20 protein-coding genes are annotated in these 19,710 nt (G+C 67.4%); 3 read left to right on the forward strand and 17 right to left on the reverse strand.

Annotated elements, in window-relative coordinates; translation table 11 throughout:
- The first annotated feature begins 48 nt into the window (after positions 1-48).
- Positions 49-885 carry an alpha/beta fold hydrolase gene (locus tag BACI349Y_RS18695; protein ID WP_159634334.1) on the forward strand — a complete coding sequence of 279 codons (837 nt, stop codon included), beginning with the start codon at positions 49-51 and terminating at the stop codon, positions 883-885.
- Here the strand turns inward: BACI349Y_RS18695 and BACI349Y_RS18700 are convergent.
- Positions 882-2,375 carry a DHA2 family efflux MFS transporter permease subunit gene (locus tag BACI349Y_RS18700; protein ID WP_159634338.1) on the reverse strand — a complete coding sequence of 498 codons (1,494 nt, stop codon included), beginning with the start codon at positions 2,373-2,375 and terminating at the stop codon, positions 882-884. The genes BACI349Y_RS18695 and BACI349Y_RS18700 overlap by 4 nt on opposite strands.
- Positions 2,376-2,505: 130 nt before the next feature.
- Complete coding sequence (locus BACI349Y_RS18705) at positions 2,506-3,072, reverse strand: type 1 glutamine amidotransferase domain-containing protein (protein WP_159634341.1); 567 nt, start codon at positions 3,070-3,072, stop codon at positions 2,506-2,508.
- Between the two features lie 176 nt (positions 3,073-3,248).
- Between BACI349Y_RS18705 and BACI349Y_RS18710 the strand changes: the two genes are divergently transcribed.
- The gene (locus tag BACI349Y_RS18710; RefSeq protein WP_159634344.1) at positions 3,249-4,889 is read left to right on the forward strand and encodes an HNH endonuclease signature motif containing protein; all 1,641 of its coding nucleotides are present in this window, start codon (positions 3,249-3,251) and stop codon (positions 4,887-4,889) included.
- A 55-nt stretch (positions 4,890-4,944) separates the two neighbouring features.
- Here the strand turns inward: BACI349Y_RS18710 and BACI349Y_RS18715 are convergent, their stop codons facing one another.
- Complete coding sequence (locus BACI349Y_RS18715) at positions 4,945-5,565, reverse strand: TetR/AcrR family transcriptional regulator (RefSeq protein WP_159634348.1); 621 nt, start codon at positions 5,563-5,565, stop codon at positions 4,945-4,947.
- Between the two features lie 126 nt (positions 5,566-5,691).
- Between BACI349Y_RS18715 and BACI349Y_RS18720 the strand changes: the two genes are divergently transcribed.
- The gene (locus BACI349Y_RS18720; RefSeq protein WP_159634351.1) at positions 5,692-5,958 is read left to right on the forward strand and encodes a hypothetical protein; all 267 of its coding nucleotides are present in this window, start codon (positions 5,692-5,694) and stop codon (positions 5,956-5,958) included.
- Between the two features lie 45 nt (positions 5,959-6,003).
- On the opposite strand, the gene BACI349Y_RS18725 is transcribed toward BACI349Y_RS18720, so the two are convergent.
- The 14 genes from BACI349Y_RS18725 to BACI349Y_RS18790 form a co-directional block, all read right to left on the reverse strand.
- On the reverse strand, positions 6,004-6,927 hold the full coding sequence (locus BACI349Y_RS18725; protein WP_159634354.1) for a 4-phosphopantoate--beta-alanine ligase: 924 nt from the start codon (positions 6,925-6,927) through the stop codon (positions 6,004-6,006).
- Positions 6,928-7,821, reverse strand: a complete 894-nt coding sequence (locus tag BACI349Y_RS18730; protein WP_159634357.1) for a Rossmann-like and DUF2520 domain-containing protein — start codon at positions 7,819-7,821, stop codon at positions 6,928-6,930.
- The gene (locus BACI349Y_RS18735; RefSeq protein ID WP_159634377.1) at positions 7,814-9,463 is read right to left on the reverse strand and encodes a PH domain-containing protein; all 1,650 of its coding nucleotides are present in this window, start codon (positions 9,461-9,463) and stop codon (positions 7,814-7,816) included. Before BACI349Y_RS18735 ends, BACI349Y_RS18730 begins: the two co-directional genes overlap by 8 nt.
- On the reverse strand, positions 9,460-9,972 hold the full coding sequence (locus BACI349Y_RS18740) for a PH domain-containing protein (RefSeq protein WP_159634397.1): 513 nt from the start codon (positions 9,970-9,972) through the stop codon (positions 9,460-9,462). Before BACI349Y_RS18740 ends, BACI349Y_RS18735 begins: the two co-directional genes overlap by 4 nt.
- Positions 9,953-10,501 (reverse strand): DUF3180 domain-containing protein, encoded by a 549-nt coding sequence (locus tag BACI349Y_RS18745; protein ID WP_159634399.1) that lies wholly within the window; start codon positions 10,499-10,501, stop codon positions 9,953-9,955. Before BACI349Y_RS18745 ends, BACI349Y_RS18740 begins: the two co-directional genes overlap by 20 nt.
- Entirely contained in the window at positions 10,498-11,043 is a 546-nt protein-coding gene (gene folK, locus BACI349Y_RS18750; protein WP_159634402.1) for a 2-amino-4-hydroxy-6-hydroxymethyldihydropteridine diphosphokinase, read from the reverse strand. Before folK ends, BACI349Y_RS18745 begins: the two co-directional genes overlap by 4 nt.
- Positions 11,040-11,432, reverse strand: a complete 393-nt coding sequence (folB, locus tag BACI349Y_RS18755; RefSeq protein ID WP_159634405.1) for a dihydroneopterin aldolase — start codon at positions 11,430-11,432, stop codon at positions 11,040-11,042. Before folB ends, folK begins: the two co-directional genes overlap by 4 nt.
- 13 nt (positions 11,433-11,445) lie before the next feature.
- Entirely contained in the window at positions 11,446-12,381 is a 936-nt protein-coding gene (gene folP / locus BACI349Y_RS18760; RefSeq protein ID WP_159634408.1) for a dihydropteroate synthase, read from the reverse strand.
- 9 nt (positions 12,382-12,390) lie between these two features.
- Positions 12,391-13,035: a GTP cyclohydrolase I FolE gene (folE, locus tag BACI349Y_RS18765; protein ID WP_159634411.1), complete on the reverse strand. Its 645-nt coding sequence runs from the start codon at positions 13,033-13,035 to the stop codon at positions 12,391-12,393.
- A gap of 9 nt (positions 13,036-13,044) precedes the next feature.
- Positions 13,045-15,108: an ATP-dependent zinc metalloprotease FtsH gene (gene ftsH, locus BACI349Y_RS18770; protein ID WP_159634414.1), complete on the reverse strand. Its 2,064-nt coding sequence runs from the start codon at positions 15,106-15,108 to the stop codon at positions 13,045-13,047.
- A 171-nt stretch (positions 15,109-15,279) separates the two neighbouring features.
- Positions 15,280-16,410 carry a LacI family DNA-binding transcriptional regulator gene (locus BACI349Y_RS18775; RefSeq protein WP_201302478.1) on the reverse strand — a complete coding sequence of 377 codons (1,131 nt, stop codon included), beginning with the start codon at positions 16,408-16,410 and terminating at the stop codon, positions 15,280-15,282.
- Between the two features lie 106 nt (positions 16,411-16,516).
- On the reverse strand, positions 16,517-17,068 hold the full coding sequence (gene hpt / locus BACI349Y_RS18780; protein WP_041651844.1) for a hypoxanthine phosphoribosyltransferase: 552 nt from the start codon (positions 17,066-17,068) through the stop codon (positions 16,517-16,519).
- Between the two features lie 30 nt (positions 17,069-17,098).
- The gene (gene tilS, locus BACI349Y_RS18785) at positions 17,099-18,172 is read right to left on the reverse strand and encodes a tRNA lysidine(34) synthetase TilS (protein ID WP_201302539.1); all 1,074 of its coding nucleotides are present in this window, start codon (positions 18,170-18,172) and stop codon (positions 17,099-17,101) included.
- Positions 18,173-18,280: 108 nt separating this feature from the next.
- A complete protein-coding gene (locus tag BACI349Y_RS18790) occupies positions 18,281-19,426 on the reverse strand; it encodes a zinc-dependent metalloprotease (protein WP_159634417.1) in 1,146 nt (381 codons plus the stop codon).
- Positions 19,427-19,710 lie beyond the last annotated feature (284 nt).

Raw genomic sequence — 19,710 nt, forward strand, 5'->3', positions numbered from 1 at the left:
GACGCTCTCCGGGATGCCTGCAACCACTTGCTCGGCTAGGCTCAGAGCATGACGCGAGAGAACATCAGGACCCCCGACGGCGGAACGATTGAGCTCTTCTCCACCGGCGCGGAACTGGCATCGGCCGGGTCCGGCGTGGTGGTGGTGCCGCCCTCCATGGTGACGGCCGCGGACTACACCAAGTTCGCCCAAAAGCTGAGCGCCGCCCTGGGCCGGCCGGTCCACACGTTCAACCGGCGTGGCCGGGGTTCGTCGTCGCCACAGCCCGAGGACTACACGCTGGACGTGGACATCCGGGACCTGGACACGGTCATGAAGCACACCTCCAGCACGGACGTCTTTGGACACAGCTTCGGCGGAGCAGTTGCCCTGCACGCCGCGCGGACCCTGCCCGTGGAACGGCTCGCCGTCTACGATCCCGCAGTCTCCGTGAACGGCAGCGTCACTGCCGACTGGATCGTGGAATATGAGCGTGCCATCGCCGCCAAGGATGACGACCGCGCCCTCGCCGTGATCCAGCGCGGCCTGGAAGCCGGCGGTGCATTTTCTTCGCGCATGCCGCTGTCCATGCTGACCCTCGCCAACAAGCTGACCGCGGGCACCACCGAAGGCAAGCAGCAACGCGAACTGATGCGCACCGGCGTCCGGGAAATCAAAGCCATCATCGCCGCCGACATGCCGGCCGAACCGTTCCAGGCACTCCCCCTGGAGACGCTGATTGTGGTCGGCGAAAAGAGCCCGGCCTACTTCGGCATCGCCTGCGGCCAGATCCACGACGTCCTCTCCGGTTCCAGCTACACCATCCTGCCCGGCTTCGGCCACGACGGCGCCATCAAGGCCCCGGACAAGCTGATCAAGGAACTGAGCGACTTCTTCGCCGGCTAGTGTCCTGCGCCGTGGCCCGGGCCGGCACCTTCGGTCTTGCGCATCATCGCGGACAGTACGACGGCGGCAAAGGCTATGACGGTTGCCGTCATGAAGGCGGCACTCATCCCTGCTACGAGTCCCGACGCCGCACTCACCACAGCGAAGATGGACACCAGCAGGGCCGTGCCCGCCGCACCGGCCACCTGCTGCGTGGTGCTCATGATCGCGGAGCCGTGGGAGTAGAGGTGCGGCGGCAGCGGGTTCAGGCCCGTGGTGAAGGCTGGGGTGAACAGCAGCGCCAGGCCGAAGCTCAGCGCCACGTGCAGGGTGATGATCCACCAAACCGCTGTGCCGGCGTCGAGCATTGAAAACTGCCAAAGGGCCGCCACCATCAGGATGGAGCCGGTGACGGTAAGCGGCAGCGGGCCTACCTTGTCGAATGCGCGGCCGATGACAGGGCCCAGCAGCCCCATGGCCAGGCCGCCGGGAAGCAGCGCCAGGCCGGTCTCGAGCGACCCCAGGCCGCGGACTTCCTGCAGGTAGAGCGGGAGCAGGATGACGCCGCCGAACAGCGCCATCATGGCCACCACCATCAGCAGGACCGAGACGGTGAACATCCGGAAGTTGAACGCGCGAAGATCCAGCAGCGGCGCGGCGGCCTTCTGGAGCCGGACCTGGCGCAGGACGAATACCGTGAGCGCTGCGACGCCGATGACAAGGGCCGCGATGGCACCGGCACCCGGGCCAGCCTGGCCGCCGCCGATCTGGCTGAGCCCGTAGACCAGGCCGCCGAAAGCGGGAACGGTGAGGACAACGGACAGGACGTCGAGCTTGCCCTTCTCCACCTCGCCCACGTTGGTGAGGTATTTGGCGCCGATGGCCAGCGCTGCGAGGGCCACGGGCAGGACGAAGACGAACATGAAGCGCCAGGTGAAATGCTCAAGGATCAGCCCGGAGACGGTGGGGCCCATGGCCGGTGCCACCGAGATGGCAATGCTCACGTTGCCCATGACGGCGCCACGCTTTGCCAGCGGGACCAGGGTGAGGATGGTGGTCATCAGCAGCGGCAGCATGATGGCGGTGCCGCCGGCCTGGACGATCCGTGCCAGGAGCAGGACCTCGAACCCCGGGGCCACCGCGGCCAGTGCGGTTCCGCCCGCGAACAGGCCCATGGCCAGCATGAAGACGGCACGCGTGGAGAGGCGCTGGAGGATGAAGCCGGTGGTGGGGATGACCACGGCCATGGTGAGCATGAATCCGGTGGACAGCCATTGAACGGTGGGTGCGTCCACCCGGAGGTCCACCATGAGCCGCTGCAGGGCAACATTCATGATGGTCTCGTTGAGGATCACCACGAACGTCGCCACCAGCAGCGTGCTGATGATGGTCACGGACTCCCGGGACATCTTCTCCTGGGCAGCGGGCAGGGTTCCTTGGCGGATTCCTTCGCCGGGTCCTTGGTCAGGGGCGGGCTGTCCGCTGGCGTTCGGAGAGACTTCGGTAGACATGGGTGTTCCCTCAGGGGTGTTTTAAGAGTGATGCGCGGTCGGCGCCGCTGCAGATTCCAACACTCTACCCGCTGGAGTAATTCCTCCGCATGGGTACTTTTTACCCCTGAGGGAACATTAGGGCTTTGCTTTAGGCGGTCTGCCCTGCGTGCTGGCCTTCGGAGATTTCTTCCACCAACTTGTTGTTGAACGCCGGGAGGTCATCAGGGTTCCGGCTGGTCACCAGGCCCTGGTCAACCACCACTTCCTGGTCCGTCCAGTTGGCGCCCGCGTTCTTCAGGTCGGTTTCCAGCGTGAAGTAGGACGTGACATTCCGGCCCCGGATGACTCCGGCCTCGATGAGCAGCCACGGTCCATGGCAGATCGATGCCACGGGCTTGTGCTGTTCGAAGAAGTTCCGCGTGAAGCTCTGGGCGTCCTTGTCGACGCGGAGGTGGTCTGCGTTCACCACGCCACCCGGGAGAACCAGCGCGTCGAAGTCCGAGGCATTCGCTTCCGCGACCGTCAGGTCGACGTCGAAGGTATCGCCCTTTTCCGTGCCGTTGTAGCCCTGCAGCTTGCCGCTCTTCGGCGCCACCAGGGTGGGCTCGCCGCCGGCGTCCTTCACTGCCTGCCAGGGACTGGTGAGCTCTACCTGCTCCACTCCGTCAGTCAGCAGGAATGCGACCTTCTTGCCTGCGATGCTGTGCTCTGACATTGTTCCTCCTCGCTGGAGTGGGCCGGCCGGCCTTTGGGCGCGCCGGGTCCCGCTCAAGAGTTGATTGCCTGACGCATTCCAGCCTAGGAAAGACAAAAGTAATAAGCAAGCTGACTATCTGATTCAGCCGCCTGTACCCGGCTTCAAATGTCAGTGCCTCGATGGATGATGTCGGTATGGGAATCAGGGGCGGTGCTGGGGCGGCGTTGGAGGGTGTTCGTGCCTCTGTTGCTGCCCTGGATGCGCTCACTCTTGAGGACCAGAAGCTTGACGATGCTGCAATGGCCGCCGCGGGTGCCGGTGTGGATGTGTTGCAGCGTCGGTATGAGCTCCGGCTGGAAAGGCTCGAGGTTGCGGCCCGGCTGGAGGCGCAGCTCGCTGCGGTGAAAGCACGGGATGCTGCTGAGGCAGTGGAGTTCCAGCAGGCGATGACGCCGCCGGACGCCTCCGTCGAGGACCGCACTTACGCTGACATGTCGGTGGTGGAGGAAATCGCCGGGGTGCTGACCATCAGCTCCGCGGCCGCGGGCGCCCTTGTGGAGCAGTCACGGCGGATCTGTTCCCTGCCGCTGCTGTTCGAGGCACTGTCCGCCGGGGGCATGTCGTGGCAGCACGCCCGGATTGTCGCCGATGAGACTGAGGGCGTCACCACCGAGGGCGCCCTGGCGTTGGTGGCGCACTTCTTCGACCCGGATGCACCCCAGCCCGCCCGCGGCGCGGCCCCCGGCGAGCTTGTTCCGTCACGGTTCCGAGCGAAGGTGCGTAGTTGGCGGGAACGCCACCGCCCCGACTCGATCGAGAAGCGCCACGCAAAGGGAGTGGCTGACCGGCGGATGGAATACACCCCGGACAAGGAGGGTATGGCCTGGGTCTCCCTCTACCTCCCCGGGGACACCGCCTGCGCCATCTGGAACCGGACCACCGCCACCGCCCGTGGCTTCCAGGGCCCCGACGAACCCCGCACCCTTACCCAACTCCGCCCCGACATCGCCGCATCTCTGCTTCTCGGAGCCGGGCAGGCTACGGGTGAACGTTCCACTGGCACCACCGCAGGGACCAGCACCCCGGCGGGCGGTACCGCGATCGGGAAGGTCCCTGCGCCGCGGGCCGATGTCCTGGTCACCGTGCCCGTGTTCGCCCTCCTCGGAGCCACCGACGAACCCGCCATGCTGGATGGTTTCGGCCCGATCCCGGCGTCCATGGCCCGCAACCTTGTCGCCGACGGGGCGGAATCGTTCTACCGGGTCCTGATCGACCCACGGGACGGCGCACCACTGGAAATCGGCCGGAAAAACTACCGGCTCACCGAGGCCATTAAACGCTGGATCAGGATGCGCGACACCAAGTGCACCTTCCCCGGGTGCGCCAACCGCACCCCCGACAACGAAACCGACCACCTCACCGCGTGGCAACACGGCGGCACCACGGGAACCAGTAACTTGGCCCAACTCTGCCCCAAACACCACCGGCTCAAACACCACAGCCAATGGACACCGGACCCGGCCACCAAGAATGAACCACCCGGCTGGACCTCACCAACAGGCAGGCACTACAACCCAGAACACCCCGACCCAGAACCAACCCACTGGCCACCAGAAAGCTGGCCGCAGGGGTCGCAATGGCCGCAGTGGCTCCAGCGGGCCGCGCCCGCCCTCTGCCAATGCCTGGAGGCCAGCCTCGATAACCTTCCGCAGTGGGAACCCGACGACGACAGATACGTGGACCTCAACGACCTGCCGGCCGACGATCCCCTCTGGGCCGAATTCCTCGCCACGCCGTTCGCCCTTTTCCCGGAGGCCATTGGTGCCCGGCCGTAGGCGGCCATGGACAGTTCCGAGGCCACTTCTGAAGCCCATCCCGCAGCGCCCGCCGCTATGCCCTGTGGTGCTCGATCAGCCAGGCAGCCATCTGCTGGGCGCGCTTCCCGGCGTCCAGGTCACCGCCGGTGGCCGAGATGATGGAGCCCTTCATCAGGATCTGCCAGGAACGCGCGAACCCGTCAGGGTCCACAAGCCCGGCTTCTTCGGCCAGGGCCTGCACGTGGCTCCGAAGTTTTGCCAGGTAGTTGATGCTGGCCTGCCCCAGGGGGTGGGACGGTCCCATCTCCAGCAGGACCTGGGTGAAGGTGCTCCCTTCGAAGTCATCGCGCCGGAACCATTCCCCCAGGACGTCGAAGATCGCCAGCAGACGCTCCTCCGGTGTCTGTCCCCGGCCGCGGGCCTGGGCCACTATTGCTTCAACAGTCCACAGTTTGTCCCGCTGCTCCAGGAAGGCCAGGACCAACGAATCCTTTGACGGGAAATGCCGGTAGAAGGTGGCCTTGGCCACCCCTGACCGCTCGATGAGCTCATTGACACCCACGTCCCGGATTCCCCTGCGCGAAAACAGCTCGTATGCCACCGTGAGGATCCGCTCCACGGAATTGGTGGTGCCCTCCGCCGCCGGGGCCGGGGAAGACGCATCGGATATCGGGACCTTCGCCTCTGTGCTCATGAGACTTGGAGTCTACTGCAGGGGAGACAGACTGGTCTTTCCCGCTGTAGTGTTTCTCCTACGCAGTTCTTTAGAACACCGCAAGGCGCCCCCAAGGGTCCGCCGGTTTGGAGCAAGGAGGCCCCAATGTCAGCAGAGCGGATGTTCCAAAGTGTCCCGTCGGATCCCGATCCCTGGATGTCCAGTGATACGCCCGAAGAGGTCAGGCAGTTCGCCATCGAGTCGCTCCGGTGGCAGGCGCAGGAAATCATCGATGAACTGCTTGGTGGCCAGGATCCCAGTGAAGAACTCGTCCGGGCCCGCCTTCGCCGCTGCGTCGCCAGGAACCCGGGCCGGCCTGAACGCGCGCTGCTCGAACAGCTCATGATCAACCGGGACCACTCAGGGCTGTAACGGGCACGGTATGCGCCGGGCCGGCGTGGCAGCTGTGAACGGCAGCTACGAACTCAGCGGAATGTTGTCGATCAGGCGCACCGGGCCCACCTTGGCCGCGATGAGCGCCAGGGCCTCGCCGCGGAAGGGTGTTTCCCGGCAGTTCTCGGCCAGCGGCTCAAGGGTGCCCGGGTCCACCACGTCAAAGTAGTCCAGCGAGACCAGGGGCTGGGATTCCACCATCGCCAGCGCGGAGTCGAGGTCCAGCGGCTCATGGGCGTTCGCCCTTTCCTCCAGCAGCCGCAGGGCCCTGGACAGGACCAGCGCGGCGTCCCGCTCGGCATCGGACAGGAAGCGGTTCCGGCTGGACAGCGCCAGCCCGTCCATTGCGCGCACCGTAGGCACGCCCACGATCTCCACCGGGAAGTTCAGGTCGGAAACCATCCGCCGGACCAGGGCCAGCTGCTGGGCGTCCTTTTGCCCGAAGTAGGCCCGGTACGCCGGCAGGCTGCCGCCGGCAGAACCCGCGGGGCCGGCGGGAAGGCCGGCCGCCGGCATGCCGTAGTGCAGCAGTTTGGCCACCACAGTGAGTGCGCCGTCAAAGTGGCCCGGCCGCGAGGCGCCCTCCCACTTATCCCCCAGGCGGCCCGAAGTAATCCGCACCAGGGGTTCGCCGCCGGGGTAGACCTCCTCCACGGAGGGCGCGAACGCGAGGTCAACGCCCTGCTCCTCGAGCAGGGCGAGGTCCGCGTCGAGTGTCCGCGGGTAGCGGTCCAGGTCAACGGCATCGCCGAACTGCAGGGGGTTGACGAAGATGCTGGCCACCACCACATCGTTCTGCTCGACGGCGGTGCGCGCCAGCGTTGCGTGGCCTTCGTGGAGTGCGCCCATGGTGGGCACAAGCCCCTGGGAGACACCCTGTTTCGCGCCGAGCAATCGGGCGCTTTCGGCTTTCAGGCCAGCCACGGTGGTGACGAGTTGGATGGGCATTCAGTCTTCCTTCGGATCGAGGGCCTCGCGCAGCCCCTTCAGCTGGTCGGGTTTCAGCAGGCCGCGCCCTTCAGCGCGCAGGGCAGTGGCGCGGGCCATCGCAAGGTAGGCCTCAAGCACGTCCCCATGCCCGCCGCCGTCGAACTCCCGCAACGCCTCGGCGTGCGCACGCACGGTGCCCACGTCACCGCGGGCCACCGGCCCGGTCAGCGCAGACTCTCCCGAGGCCAGCGCGTTTTCCAGGGTGGCGCGCAGCAGCGGCCCCAGCATGCGTTCGGGCGATTCCACTCCCACCTCGCGCAGGAGCTGCGACGCCTGTGCCACCAAGGTGACCAGGTGGTTGGAACCATGGGCCAGGGCCGCGTGGTAAAGCGTCCGGTCCGCCTCGGCAATGGCCACAGGCTCCGCCCCCATCTCCACCACCAGCGCCTGCGCGATGGGGAGCATGGCGGCATCGGCCGTCACGCCGAAGGTGCAGTCCAGCAGCCGGGTGAGGTCCAGGCTCATGCCCGTGAACGTCATGGCCGGGTGCAGCGCCAGCGGCACGGCGCCGGCGGCACGGACCGGATGCAGCACGCCCACGCCGAACCGGCCCGAGGTGTGTGCCACGAGCTGCCCCGGCTGCCAGGCGCCGAGCTTCGCCAGCCCCTCCACCAAATCCGGCAGCGCGTCGTCGGGCACCGCCAACAGCACCAGTTCCGCACGCTCCACGATGTCCTGCACCTCAAGGATGGGCACCCCGGGAAGCAGCGCCTCGGCCCGGTCCCGGCTGGCGTCGGAGACGGCTGACACTCCCACGACGGCGTGCTCCGCTGCGCGCAGGGCCGCGCCGAGCACGGCGCCCACCTTGCCGGCGCCGATGATTCCGACGCCGAGGCGTCCGGGCTTAGCCATGCGTCTGGCCTTCCTGTTGGTAATGGGTGCGGGCTTCACTGGCTGGTGTCCCAGGGTACGGCGCTCCGGGAACCGGTGTGCCCGGCACGGGCGCAGGTCCCACTGCCGGAACAACCTGCCGCAACCATTGTTCGGTGGTTTGCCGCTTCCTGGCCAGCCGGGCCCGCGCCGACTGCTCGTCGAAGAGTTGCCTGGCCTCGTCCAGGCCCGCCTGGGTCAGCCGCGGGGCAACGGGACCGGCCGTCGTATGCAGGACCAGGTCGGCCACCCGGAACCGGCGCGCCACGGGCCCCTGATGGATCGCCAGTGACTGCGTGCGTTGATGGGGCACCAGCACAAGGTCCCGCCACCAGCGCCCGGAGCGGATCAGCAGTGCCGTGTCCGTGGCGGCAAACCCGTTCCGCCGCCAGGCCAGGGGCGCCAGCAGCCGGGCCCGCCGCGGCGTGGTGGTGAAGCCGCCGTCGGAATCCCTGCCGGTAAGCCCCGCGGCGAACACCTCCGCAGGGCGATCCGTTCCCGGGTCCGGCAGGACCAGCGAGAGCATGGCGAGGACGTCGGCGAACTTTCCCACCGGCAGGAGGATGGTCCTGGTGTTGCCTTCGACGGCGTTGCCGGACGTCCCGTAGCCGGCAACGTTCACCTGCATCCGGTACCAGCCGAACGGACGCCACAGCGGAGGTTGTGCAATTTTCACGGCCTGGATCCGGCCCGGCGGAAGTGTCTGCGCCTGGGTGTCCAGCAGCCCGTACCGCAGCCGGATGCCGTCCGGTGAGACGGCGGCGGTGAAGTTGTAGCCCTTGTTAAAGAAGTTCCAGTAGCTGGCGGCAAGGCCCAGCGCTGCGGGAACCAGGTAGAAGTAGAAAGCGCGGTTGTCCGTCAGCGCGGACAGGACCACGGAAGCGAAACCGCCCACCACAATGAAGAAACTTTGCTCGCTCAACAGGAGCGATCCGACAAGGCGCGACGGCGGCACGGTGAGTACCTGGATTTCGGGCGCCTCAGGTGCGGGCGGGGCAAAGGACGCCGCCGACGGGCTGCCGGGACCTGGAAGCGCCGCGGCGCCGGCCGCCGGGCCCGCACCGAAACCTGTCTCAGCCCCGGAGGCCCGGGCCAGGATGGTGGCGCGCAGTTGGCGGGCGTCGTCGATCCTGAGGTACGCCAGGCGCACGGCGGATTCGCCGGCGTCGGCAACTTCGAACTTGAGTTCGGCCAGGCCAAAGATGCGGGCCAGCAGTGGCTGCACGATGTCAATGGCCTGCACCCGGTCCAGGCGTGCCTGCCGGTGCTGGCGGAAGAGGAGGCCGGTGTTGACCCGGACATAGCCGCCGGAGACCTGGTACTTGGTGAAATACCAGGTCAGGACGAACCCCAAGACTGCCACGGCCAGCACCGCGGCACCGCCGCCCAGGAGCCACGGTGCACGGCGGGCGAACCCGTCCTCGAACACGGGCTGGCCCTGGAGTGTCCGCTCAAACAGGTCGCGGCCGAAGAAGAACGTGATGGCGGCCAGTGCAACCCAGCCACGGACAAAAGGTGAGGCGGGATGCACACGCAGCCATTCGCCGTCGGGCGTTCCCGTGGCTTTCGGGCCGGTGCCGGCAGGCGGCAGCGCCGGACCGGGCAGCTGGCCGTCAGTGGTCACAGTCCTGCCAGCCTGGCTTCGCCGCGGGCGGCCAGCTGTTCACGGAGCCGGGCGCCTTCAGCCGCCGGGAGGCCGGGGATGCGCGCATTGGTGCCGGGGGACGCTGTGTGGAGCTTGACGGTACACAGGCCCATGCCCCGCTCCACAGGCCCCACGGCGATGTCCACATACTGCATGCGTCCGTACGGGACGGCCATGGTGCGCTGGAAGAAGATGCCGCTCCTGACCAGGAGGTCCTCGTCGCGCTCGGCGTAGCCGATGGCCCGGACCTGCCGCGGGATGAGGACCAGCCGCCATAAGGCAAGCAGGAGGGTGGCGGCCGGAACGGTGATGGCCAGCCACAGCGGCGGCCACCGCCACCATCCCAGGAGGACGAACACCAGCGGCGCGGACAGGACCAGTACGGCGGCGATGTTGGCCAGGGCCCATTCCACCAGGCGGACGGTGACGTATTTCGGTGACACCCGCTGCCAGTCGATCCCCGGCGGGTCAATCGCCTCGGAACGCATACTCGCCTTCCCCTGCGGCTTCCCCGCGGGCAGGCCGGCCCTTCTTCCCGTCAACGCTGTTGGTGTCGCCGTCTTCCGGCGGGATCCTGCAGAACCGCTCCACGACGAGCCCCACCACGATCATCACCAGGCCGCCGCCCGCCATGGCCAGGGCAAGCCAGGTGATGCCCTGGTCGCTGCGCAGGCTCCAGATCCGCAGCTGGTCCAGGAAGATGCCCACATGCCATCCCAGGAGCACCGTTCCGGCGTAGGCGCACGCCTGCGCCAGGATCAGGGTCCGGGCGGCCAGGAGGGGATCCAGCTGCGTCTTCTTCGCCTTGCTGTTGGGCTGGCGGCTGTTCCGCCACCTCAGGATCCGGATACCCAGGATCAGCGTGATGATGACGATGACGCCCATCGTGGCCAGCGCGGTGGCAGGCAGGACAGGCGTGGCCATGCTGTACCGGCTGGTGACAACCGTGGCCGACCAGCCCGCGATGGCAAGGATGACGCAGATCAGCAGCAGGCGCAGCGGGTTGATGGGCTTCATCTCTCCTCCACCGCTCCCGCCGTCGGCATCCCGTCAAAGTCCCCGAACCCGTCGAACGGGGCAAGATCCTTGAAATCGTCCGCCTGGACTGCCAGGGTGCTGATCCGTTCGCCGTTCAGCGTGGCGGCGGGTTCGATGAGCGACCACGGGTAGAGGACGAAAGCGCGTGAGGCCGCCCGGGGGTGGGGGATGGTCAGGGCGGGGTCGTCACTGCGGAGCTCGCCGTAGGTGATGATGTCGACGTCGAGCGTCCGCGGCCCCCAGCGGACCTCACGGACGCGGAGGTGCTTGTTTTCCACGGCCTGGCAATGTTCCAGCAGTTCGGCAGGGGTGAGGCTGGTTTCCACGGTGATGACCATGTTCAGGAAGTCCGGCTGGCCGGCAGGGCCGCCCACGGCCTTGGTCTGGACTATGGGCGAGACGGCGAGCAGCCGTACTTCGGGCGGATCCACCAGGTCCGCCACAGCCTCGGTCAGGGTCTCGTTGCGTTCACCAAGGTTGCTGCCCAGGGCCAGCACGGCCTTGGTGTAGATCCCGTTCATGCCTGCGCACCGGACAGCGCAGGGGCGGCGGGAACACGCTCGCGGTGGACCGTGACGGCCACGTCTCCGAAGGGGACCTCGATGGGGGCCTGCGGCTTATGGACGGTGATGTCCACGGCCTGGAGCGCGAATTCGGCCAGGAGACTGTCGGCGATCCGCACGGCGAGTGCCTCAATGAGGTTCAGGGGCTCCCCGGTGATCCACTCGGTAATACGCTGCGCCACCTCACCGTAGTGGGCGGTGTCCCGGACGTCGTCGGACTGCGCCGCTTCGGTGAAGTCCAGGTAGAGCACGGCGTCCACAACAAAGGGCTGGCCCTCCCGGCGTTCAAAATCGAAGACACCGTGGTGGCCGACGGCGGTCACTCCGGTCAGCGTAATCCTGTCCATGGGTCCCCCGGCCCTATTGCGTTTTGGGTACGGCTTGTGTTGTGGGTGCCGCCATGCGCGCAGCCACCTTGACCGCGTCAAGGCTGGAACCGACGTCGTGTACGCGGACGGCCCAGGCCCCTCGGTAGGCGCTGATCGCTGTGATTGCGGCCGTGGCACTGTCCCGCTCGTCAGGAGCGGCGGACTTCCCGGCCACGGTGAGCAGGGTGCCGAGGAAACGCTTGCGGGAGGCAGCCACCAGGACCTTGTGGCCCAGGCTGTCCAGCTGGTCCAGGTTCTGCAGCAGTTCCCAGTTCTGGGCGTCGTTCTTCGCGAACCCCAGGCCCGGATCGATAATGATCTGCTCCCGGCTGACACCGGCTGCGTAGAGCTTGTCCCGTACTCCTGCCAGTTCCGCCACCACTTCCCCGGCCACATCCGTGTATTCGGCGAGCGAGTTCATGGTCCGGGCGTCGCCCCGGCGGTGCGTGAGGACATAGGGTGCCTTGGAGGCCGCCACAAGCTCCACCATCTCCGGTTCGATGGTCAGCCCGGAGACGTCATTGATGATGGCCGCGCCCGCCTTCAGGGCAGCGGCTGCGGTGGAGGCGTGCGTGGTGTCGATGCTGACCAGCGCGCCGGCCTTCACCAGCGCTTCGATCACGGGCAGGACGCGGCGCTGCTCTTCGTCGGGGGTGACGTCGTCGGCGCCGGGCCGGGTGGACTCGCCCCCGACGTCGATGATGTCCGCACCCGCGTAGAACATCCGCAGGCCTGCCGCGATGGCGGTGTCCGCCGTCGCGTGCTTGCCGCCGTCGCTGAATGAATCCGGGGTGACGTTCAGGATGCCCATGACCAGGGTGCGGCCGGTGGGGAGGTCCTCAAAGCGGGCAGCCGGGCGGGGCTTGCGCAGGATGGGCAGCGGGGACGTAGCGGGCCCCGTTCCAGGGGCTGCAGCGAGTGAATCCATGGTGTGTGGTTACCTTCCGAGGATGAGGCTCATGGCTTCGGCACGGGTGGCCGGGTCATGAAGCTGCCCGCGGACCGCACTGGTGACGGTCTTCGCTCCGGGCTTGCGGATGCCGCGCATGGACATGCACATGTGCTCGCATTCAACGACGACGATCGCACCGCGGGGTTTGAGGTGCTGCACCATCGCTTCGACAATTTCGGTAGTCAGCCGCTCCTGTACCTGGGGGCGGCGGGCGTAGATGTCCACCAGCCGGGCCAGCTTGCTCAGCCCGGTCACCTTGCCGTCGTGCGAGGGGATGTAGCCAACGTGGGCCACCCCGTGGAACGGCACCAGGTGGTGCTCGCACGTGGAGTAGAAGGGGATGTCCTTGACCAGGACCAGTTCCTCGTGGTCCAGGTCGAAGGTGGTGGACAGGACGTCCGCAGGATCATGGTGCAGTCCGGCGAACACCTCGGCGTACGCCTTCGCAACCCTTTTCGGGGTGTCCACGAGGCCGCCGCGGTCCGGGTCCTCGCCGATGGCAAGGAGGATCTCGCGGACGGCCGCCTCAATCCGTGGCCGGTCCACCTTTTCGCTCTTGGAGTGGTGGGAACCGTCCTCCGCCGGGTAGGCGGCGGAGGCGGAAACGTCGTCGTCGTCGAAGGAAGTCACAAGGAAAGCTTAGCCGCGAAGGGTGTCAGGCCCCGAGTCGGGGGTGCCTCCGTGAAACGGAGCATCCTCCGACACGCCCTGCGGGTGCGGGGGCTGGGCGTCCAGCGGCTCGTCAAGGCGCGCCTTCTTCGCTTCCTCCTGCGCTTCCCGTTCAGCCCGCTCCTGGCGGCTCTCCACCGGTCCGGTCAACTGGACGGGACGGGTTTCCTTGGACAGCCACACCTCGCGGAAGTCCCGCTTGCGGACGTCACGGAAGATGTCGGCAATCTCGGCCTGGTTGAGGGTCTCCCGCTCCAGCAGCTCCAGGGCGAGGTAGTCCAGGATGTCCCGGTTCTCGGTGAGGATTTCGTAGGCCTCGTCATGTGCCTGCTCGATCAGGCGGCGCACTTCCTCGTCCACGACGTAGGCGATCTGGTCAGAGTAGTTCCGCTCGTGCCCTGCGTCGCGGCCCAGGAACGGTTCACCGCCGCCCTGGCCCAGGCGGACAGCACCGACGCGTTCGCTCATGCCGTATTCAGTGACCATCTTGCGTGCGGTGCCGGTGGCCTTTTCGATGTCATTGGAAGCACCGGTGGAGGGATCATGGAACACGATCTCCTCGGCGACGCGTCCACCCATGGCGTAGGCCATCTGGTCCAGGAGTTCGTTGCGGGTCACGGAGTACTTGTCGTTTTCCGGGACCACCATGGTGTAACCAAGGGCGCGGCCGCGGGGAAGGATGGTGATCTTGGTGACCGGGGCGGAGTTCCGAAGGGCCGCCGCCACCAGGGCGTGGCCGCCTTCGTGGTAGGCGGTGATCTTGCGCTCGTGTTCCTTCATGACGCGGCTGCGCTTCTGCGGGCCGGCCATGACGCGGTCAATGGCCTCATCCAGGGCGCGGTCGTCAATCAGGTTGGCGTTGGAACGCGCGGTGAGCAGAGCGGCCTCGTTGAGGACGTTGGCGAGGTCGGCACCGGTGTACCCGGGCGTCTTCTTCGCCACACCCTTCAGGTCCACCCCGGGAGCCATCGGCTTGCCCTTGGCGTGCACCTGCAGGATCTGGTCGCGGCCGATCAGGTCCGGCGCTTCCACGGACACCTGGCGGTCGAAGCGGCCGGGGCGCAGCAGGGCCGGGTCCAGGACGTCTGGCCGGTTGGTGGCCGCAATGAGGATCACGTTGGTCTTGACGTCGAAGCCGTCCATCTCCACCAGCAGCTGGTTGAGGGTCTGCTCGCGTTCGTCGTTGCCGCCCCCGATGCCGGCGCCGCGGTGCCGGCCGACGGCGTCGATCTCATCCACGAAGATGATGGCGGGCGAGTTGGCCTTGGCCTGTTCGAAGAGGTCGCGGACACGGGATGCACCGACGCCGACGAACATTTCCACGAAGTCAGAGCCGGAAATGGAGAAGAAGGGTACGCCGGCCTCACCGGCAACCGCGCGGGCCAGCAGGGTCTTACCGGTACCTGGCGGGCCGTAGAGCAGCACGCCCTTGGGGATCTTGGCGCCGACGGCCTGGAACTTGGCTGGTTCCTGCAGGAATTCCTTGATCTCCTGGAGTTCCTCCACGGCCTCATCGGCACCTGCAACGTCAGCGAAGGTGACCTGCGGCATGTCCTTGCTGACCATCTTGGCCTTGGACTTGCCGAACTGCATGATCTTGGAGCCGCCGCCCTGCATGCGGGTCATAAGGAACCAGAAGAGTGCGCCCAGCAGGATCACGGGGATCAGGAGGGAAAGCAGGCCGGAGAACCAGTTGCTTTCAATCGGCTGGTCGGTGAAACCCTGGGCCGGCTTGGCGTCGGTGACAGCCTTCACCACGTCCTGTGCGCGGGCATCCACGAAGAAGAACTGGACGCTCTTGCCTTTGTCCTGCCCGTCCACCTGCAGGTTGTCCTTCAGCGTGAGGTCAACGCGGTTCTCGCCGTCGAAGATCTTGGCCTGCTCCACCTTGTTGCTGGAGAGCAGTTCCAGGCCCTTGTCCGTGTCGATCCGGGCCGCACCGCCGGGGGCGAGCGTTGCAAAAGCCACAAGGAGCAGACCGACCACAACGACGATCCAGATGCCCGGGCCTTTGAAGAAGTTCTTAGCTTTCATCTGTTCGGGGCTGGCCCCGTCCCTTCCGGTAGTGCTTCACGGCGAGTAGTCTGCGCGCGTGATGGTGCTGCGTCAGCTTCTAGCTATACACCGTCCGGAGTAAATCACGCATAGCGAAAAGCAAAAGTTCCCTGTGGGCGTAGATGGTGCGGCAGTCCGCAGAATACCGCGTCAGGGCTGCCGCTTCCCGGTATCCGGCAGCCCCACGGACCCACGCGTGACCAGCCGGCACCCGAGCAGCACTGGGTCCGGTCCGCCCGTGGGTGGGGTGGGGCCGGCCTCCGCTGCGGCGCTTTCGAGTTCATCGATCAGCCGGTTGGCGGCCCAGGCCCCCATTTCGGATTGCGGCACGGCGACCGTCGTCAGCCCCGGATGGAGGTTGGCGGCCAGCAGTTCCTCATCGCCGAACCCGACGACGGACAGGTTGCCGGGGATGGACAGGCCCAGTTCCGCGGCGGCGCGGTAGGCGCCCATGGCCAGGGAGTCACTGCAGCAAAAGAGGGCCGACGGCGGGTTGGCGGCTGCCAGGATTCTGCGGGCAGCCGCGTACCCGCCGGATGCATCGGGCGACGCCGCCTCGCCAGTGGCGGAGGCACCGTCCAGTCCCGCACGCTGAAGTGCGTCCCGGAAGCCCCGGATGCGCTGGCGGGTGGAGTGGTTCTCTTCAGCGGTGGTGAGGAGTCCGATCCGGGTGTGGCCGGCAGCGAGCAGTGCTTCCACCGCGGCTGCAGCCCCACCATATTCGTCGGCCACGACGGCGGGAAGGCTCCGGTCGGGGGCGACGGCATCCAGCAGGACCGCGGGGACCTTGCCGGGGGTGGCGGAGGGCTGCAGGACGCGCCGGTGGCCGGCCGCGTAGAGGATTCCGTCCACCTGCCGTGCCAGGAGGGACTCCACGCCAGCTTGTATGGGGTCGGTTGCGTGCTGGCCGGGTTCCGGGCTGGACTTCAAGGCGGGCTGCGGGCCGGCATCCGCTTCTGCCTGCGCCGGGATGTTGACGACCATCAGGGCGTAGCCGCGGGCGCGGGCCGCCTGTTCCGCGCCCAGGATGATGCGGCCGGCGTGCGGAGTGGTGGCTACATCCTCAATTGCCAGGCCCAGCACACCGGACCTGCGGCTGCGGAGGGCGCGCGCCAGGCGGTTGGGGCCGTAGCCCAGCCGCGCCGCCGTCGTCCGTACTTTCTCGCGGGTTTCCGGGCTGACCCGGGCGAAAGGCACGTCGTTGAGGACGTGCGAGACCGTGGTGACCGAGACGCCGGCTTCCCGCGCCACGTCCCGGATGCCCACGCTGCCGCTACTCACGCTTCCCGCACCTCAGCAAGGCCACTGCGGGATGGGATGTCACGGCAGTCACGGCAGTCCCGGGCGGCGGCACCATTGCCGTGAACCGCCATGCCGAGGGAAGGGGTTACTCGTAGACGTGCGGCGCCAGGGTGCCCACGAAGTCCAGGTTGCGGTACTTTTCCGCGTAGTCCAGGCCGTAGCCCACCACGAATTCGTTGGGGATGTCGTAGCCCACGTACTTGACGTCGATTTCCACCTTGGCTGCAGTGGGCTTGCGGAACGCGGTGCAGATTTCCACGGACGCGGTGCCACGGGATTCCAGGTTGGTCTTGAGCCAGGACAGGGTCAGGCCGGAGTCGATGATGTCCTCGACGATCAGCACGTCCTTGCCCATCAGGTCGGTGTCCAGGTCCTTGAGGATCCGCACCACGCCGGAGGACTGCGTACCCGAGCCGTAGGAGGACACGGCCATCCAGTCCATGGAGATGTGGCTGTGCAGTGCCCGGGCCAGGTCAGCCATGACCATGACGGCGCCCTTGAGGACGCCAACGATGAGGATTTCGCGTCCTTCGTAGTCTTTGTCGATCTGCGCGGCGAGTTCGGTGATCCGCTGCTGGATCTGTTCCTTGGTGTAGAGAACGTGCTTGAGATCTGCCTGGACGTCGTTTGAATCCACCAATGGCTCCTGTTTAGATGCGGGGTGCGACTATTTTGCGGGCGGTTTTTGAGGCCGGAATACTAGCTTCCCACAGCGCGCGGGTTCGCGGGGAACGGAACGGGCGCCGCCCGGGGCCCCTGCAGCCGCCGCGTCCTTCGATTCCTCCAGCTGCGCCAGTGACAACCGGTACACACTCACGCCGCCGGGAAGCTCAACCGGTCCGGCCGAGCCATGCCGCCGGAGCAGCGCTTCTGCCGCCAAAAGGCGCCGGTAGCTGGGCTGCTGCCCGCCGGCGTCGGCCGCTGCCTTGGCGATGACACGGAACCTGATGGCCGGTGCAAGCGCCCGCAGCGCCTCCTCCGGCAGGCCCAGTCCGCTGCCGTCCCGTTCCACCAAGGAGGCGTAGGTGCTTTCCGCCACATCCTCCAGGTAGTCGGCGTCCAGCTGCAGGATGGCGGCTGTCCGGGCCAGGGATTCGGCGACGCCGGGACCAAGTTTTTCCTCAAGGTGCGGGAGGACTTCCACCCGGGTCCGCGACCGGGCGAAGGCGGGATCGGAGTTGGTGGGATCGTGCCAGGGATCCAGCTCCTCCACGGCACAGATTTCCTCGGTGTCCGCCCGGCGGAGTTCCAGGAAGGGGCGCAGGAGGACGGCATTTCCGGTTCCAGGACGGGCCGGCCGCATCCCTGCGAGGGACCGCGTGCCGGAGCCGCGGGCCAGGCCCAGCAGTACTTGTTCGGCCTGGTCGTCCAGGGTGTGACCCAGCAGGATTGCCTCCGCGTCCTGATCTGCGGCTGCGGCCTCAAGCGCGGCATGCCGGGCTTCACGGGCGGCGGCTTCGGGGCCCATGCCGGCACCGGCCACCGTAACGGTCCGGATTTCCACCGGGTGCAGGCCCAGGTCCTGCAGTGCTTCCACGGTGCGGGCGGCAATATCGGCCGACCCCTCCTGCAGCTGGTGGTCCACCACCACGGCGCCGACGGTCAGCGGGCGGCCGTCCACGTGGCCGCGGCGGCCAAAGTACGCGGCGACGGCGGCGAGCGCCAGGGAGTCCGGGCCGCCGCTGCAAGCTACGAGGACGTGGCGGGGATAGCCGGCCCCGGCCAGGGCGTTTTGCAGCAGTTTGCGCGCAGTGCCGACGACGGGCGCCAACCTGCCCGGCCGGCGTCGGCCGCTCCGCGCGCCCTGTCCTTCAGCCGCCGGGGCGCCCACCGGTACCTCTGAAGGCAACTAGAGGCCCATCCGGTCGAGCCACAGCTTGGCGTCGTGGATCTCGGGCTCGGTGGGAAGGTGGTCCACCGAGTCCCATACCTTGTTGAAGCCCTCCATGCCGGCCACGTCCACAACGGCGCGGACAAAGCGGGCACCGTCGGAGTACTGGCGCATTTTGGCGTCCAGGCCCAGGAGGCTGCGGATGAACTTCTCGATGACGCCCCGGTCCTTGCCGCGGTCGTTGAACCGCTGCCGGATGGTCTTCACGGACGGGACAATGCTGGCGTCGACGGCGTCCATCACCACGTTGGCGTGCCCTTCGAGCAGGCTCATCACGGCGGTGAGGTGCGAGATGGCGGCCTTTTCCTCCGGATCCTGCAGCAGGTCCAGGATGGCGCCGCGGCCCGGCGTGTCTCCGCTGGCAGAGCGGTCCTTCAGTGAACGCGCGGCAGCTGAGGCACGCTCCATCAGGGAATCGACGTTGCCCAGCAGGTGCCCGCTGAGTTCGTCGATTTGCTCCAGCATGTGGTGGCGCAGCCATGGTGCCGCCGCGAACTGCACCCGGTGCGTCTGCTCGTGCAGGCACACCCAGAGCCGGAAGTCCTCCGGGGCGACGTTCAGTTCGCGCTCCACGGAGACGATGTTCGGTGCCACCAGCAGGAGCCGGCCGGCAGCAGGGGCCGTGGAGTTCTCCGCCAGCGCCGCAAAGGGATCGTACTGGCCCAGGACCTTGCTGGACAGGAAGGCCAGGACGGCGCCCAGCTGGCTGCCGGTAATGGCGCCGCTGACCTGGGCGGCCGCGGGGCTGAGGTTTCCGCGCCGGGTGTCCAGCATCTTCTGCATGGCGGGCTTGAGCATCACCGCGAAGCTTTGGGTGTTGGCCTTGGCCCAGGACGCCCGGTCCACCACCAGCACGGAGGAGTCCCGAAGGTCTCGCGCCGCTTCCAGCCCGGTGATTTCGTGGACGTGCGGCACGGATGCGTCCGCGAGCCGGCGCAGGCTGTCCACCGCCTCCCCGATGGCTTTTCCGTCGAGCACGGGTCCGGCCGGAGCCAGCCTCGCCGCGGCAGAGGCAGCGAGGTCCCAGTTGATCAGGGCCTGCGCCTGGTTGGACTGGGCTTCCGGGGACAACGTCGGTGCGGACTCGCGCGCAGTGGACTCCATGGTTCCCATCAGAACACAGCAGGCCAGGGATCGTCCTTAAGTTCGCTGACCGGCGAAACTTCCACAGCCCCTGCACAGGGAGGCGAAAGCGCTGTCCCAGACCCGCCGGGCAGGCTGGAAACCGCAGGGCAGCCTGCCTGTCCAGGAGCGGCCCGCCCCCGCACAACCGTTGCTGCCCCGCACCGTTTATGCGGGGCAGGGCCGCCCATGGGTCCACGGCCATAACCACCGAAGGAGGACACCATGATCCCCTACCGTCCCATCGCTCCCCTGACCATCGGCCC

The sequence above is a fragment of the Arthrobacter sp. 8AJ genome (genome assembly GCF_902506025.1).
In the GTDB taxonomy this organism is placed as follows: Bacteria; Actinomycetota; Actinomycetes; order Actinomycetales; family Micrococcaceae; genus Arthrobacter.

Bases quoted from the DNA above. Each gene is read 5' to 3' on its own strand.
- BACI349Y_RS18695 (WP_159634334.1), top strand. From the start codon at position 49: ATGACGCGAGAGAACATCAGGACCCCCGACGGCGGAACGATTGAGCTC.
- BACI349Y_RS18700 (WP_159634338.1), bottom strand. From the start codon at position 2,375: ATGTCTACCGAAGTCTCTCCGAACGCCAGCGGACAGCCCGCCCCTGAC.
- BACI349Y_RS18705 (WP_159634341.1), bottom strand. From the start codon at position 3,072: ATGTCAGAGCACAGCATCGCAGGCAAGAAGGTCGCATTCCTGCTGACT.
- BACI349Y_RS18710 (WP_159634344.1), top strand. From the start codon at position 3,249: ATGGGAATCAGGGGCGGTGCTGGGGCGGCGTTGGAGGGTGTTCGTGCC.
- BACI349Y_RS18715 (WP_159634348.1), bottom strand. From the start codon at position 5,565: ATGAGCACAGAGGCGAAGGTCCCGATATCCGATGCGTCTTCCCCGGCC.
- BACI349Y_RS18720 (WP_159634351.1), top strand. From the start codon at position 5,692: ATGTCAGCAGAGCGGATGTTCCAAAGTGTCCCGTCGGATCCCGATCCC.
- BACI349Y_RS18725 (WP_159634354.1), bottom strand. From the start codon at position 6,927: ATGCCCATCCAACTCGTCACCACCGTGGCTGGCCTGAAAGCCGAAAGC.
- BACI349Y_RS18730 (WP_159634357.1), bottom strand. From the start codon at position 7,821: ATGGCTAAGCCCGGACGCCTCGGCGTCGGAATCATCGGCGCCGGCAAG.
- BACI349Y_RS18740 (WP_159634397.1), bottom strand. From the start codon at position 9,972: ATGCGTTCCGAGGCGATTGACCCGCCGGGGATCGACTGGCAGCGGGTG.
- BACI349Y_RS18745 (WP_159634399.1), bottom strand. From the start codon at position 10,501: ATGAAGCCCATCAACCCGCTGCGCCTGCTGCTGATCTGCGTCATCCTT.
- folK (WP_159634402.1), bottom strand. From the start codon at position 11,043: ATGAACGGGATCTACACCAAGGCCGTGCTGGCCCTGGGCAGCAACCTT.
- folB (WP_159634405.1), bottom strand. From the start codon at position 11,432: ATGGACAGGATTACGCTGACCGGAGTGACCGCCGTCGGCCACCACGGT.
- folP (WP_159634408.1), bottom strand. From the start codon at position 12,381: ATGGATTCACTCGCTGCAGCCCCTGGAACGGGGCCCGCTACGTCCCCG.
- ftsH (WP_159634414.1), bottom strand. From the start codon at position 15,108: ATGAAAGCTAAGAACTTCTTCAAAGGCCCGGGCATCTGGATCGTCGTT.
- BACI349Y_RS18790 (WP_159634417.1), bottom strand. From the start codon at position 19,426: ATGGAGTCCACTGCGCGCGAGTCCGCACCGACGTTGTCCCCGGAAGCC.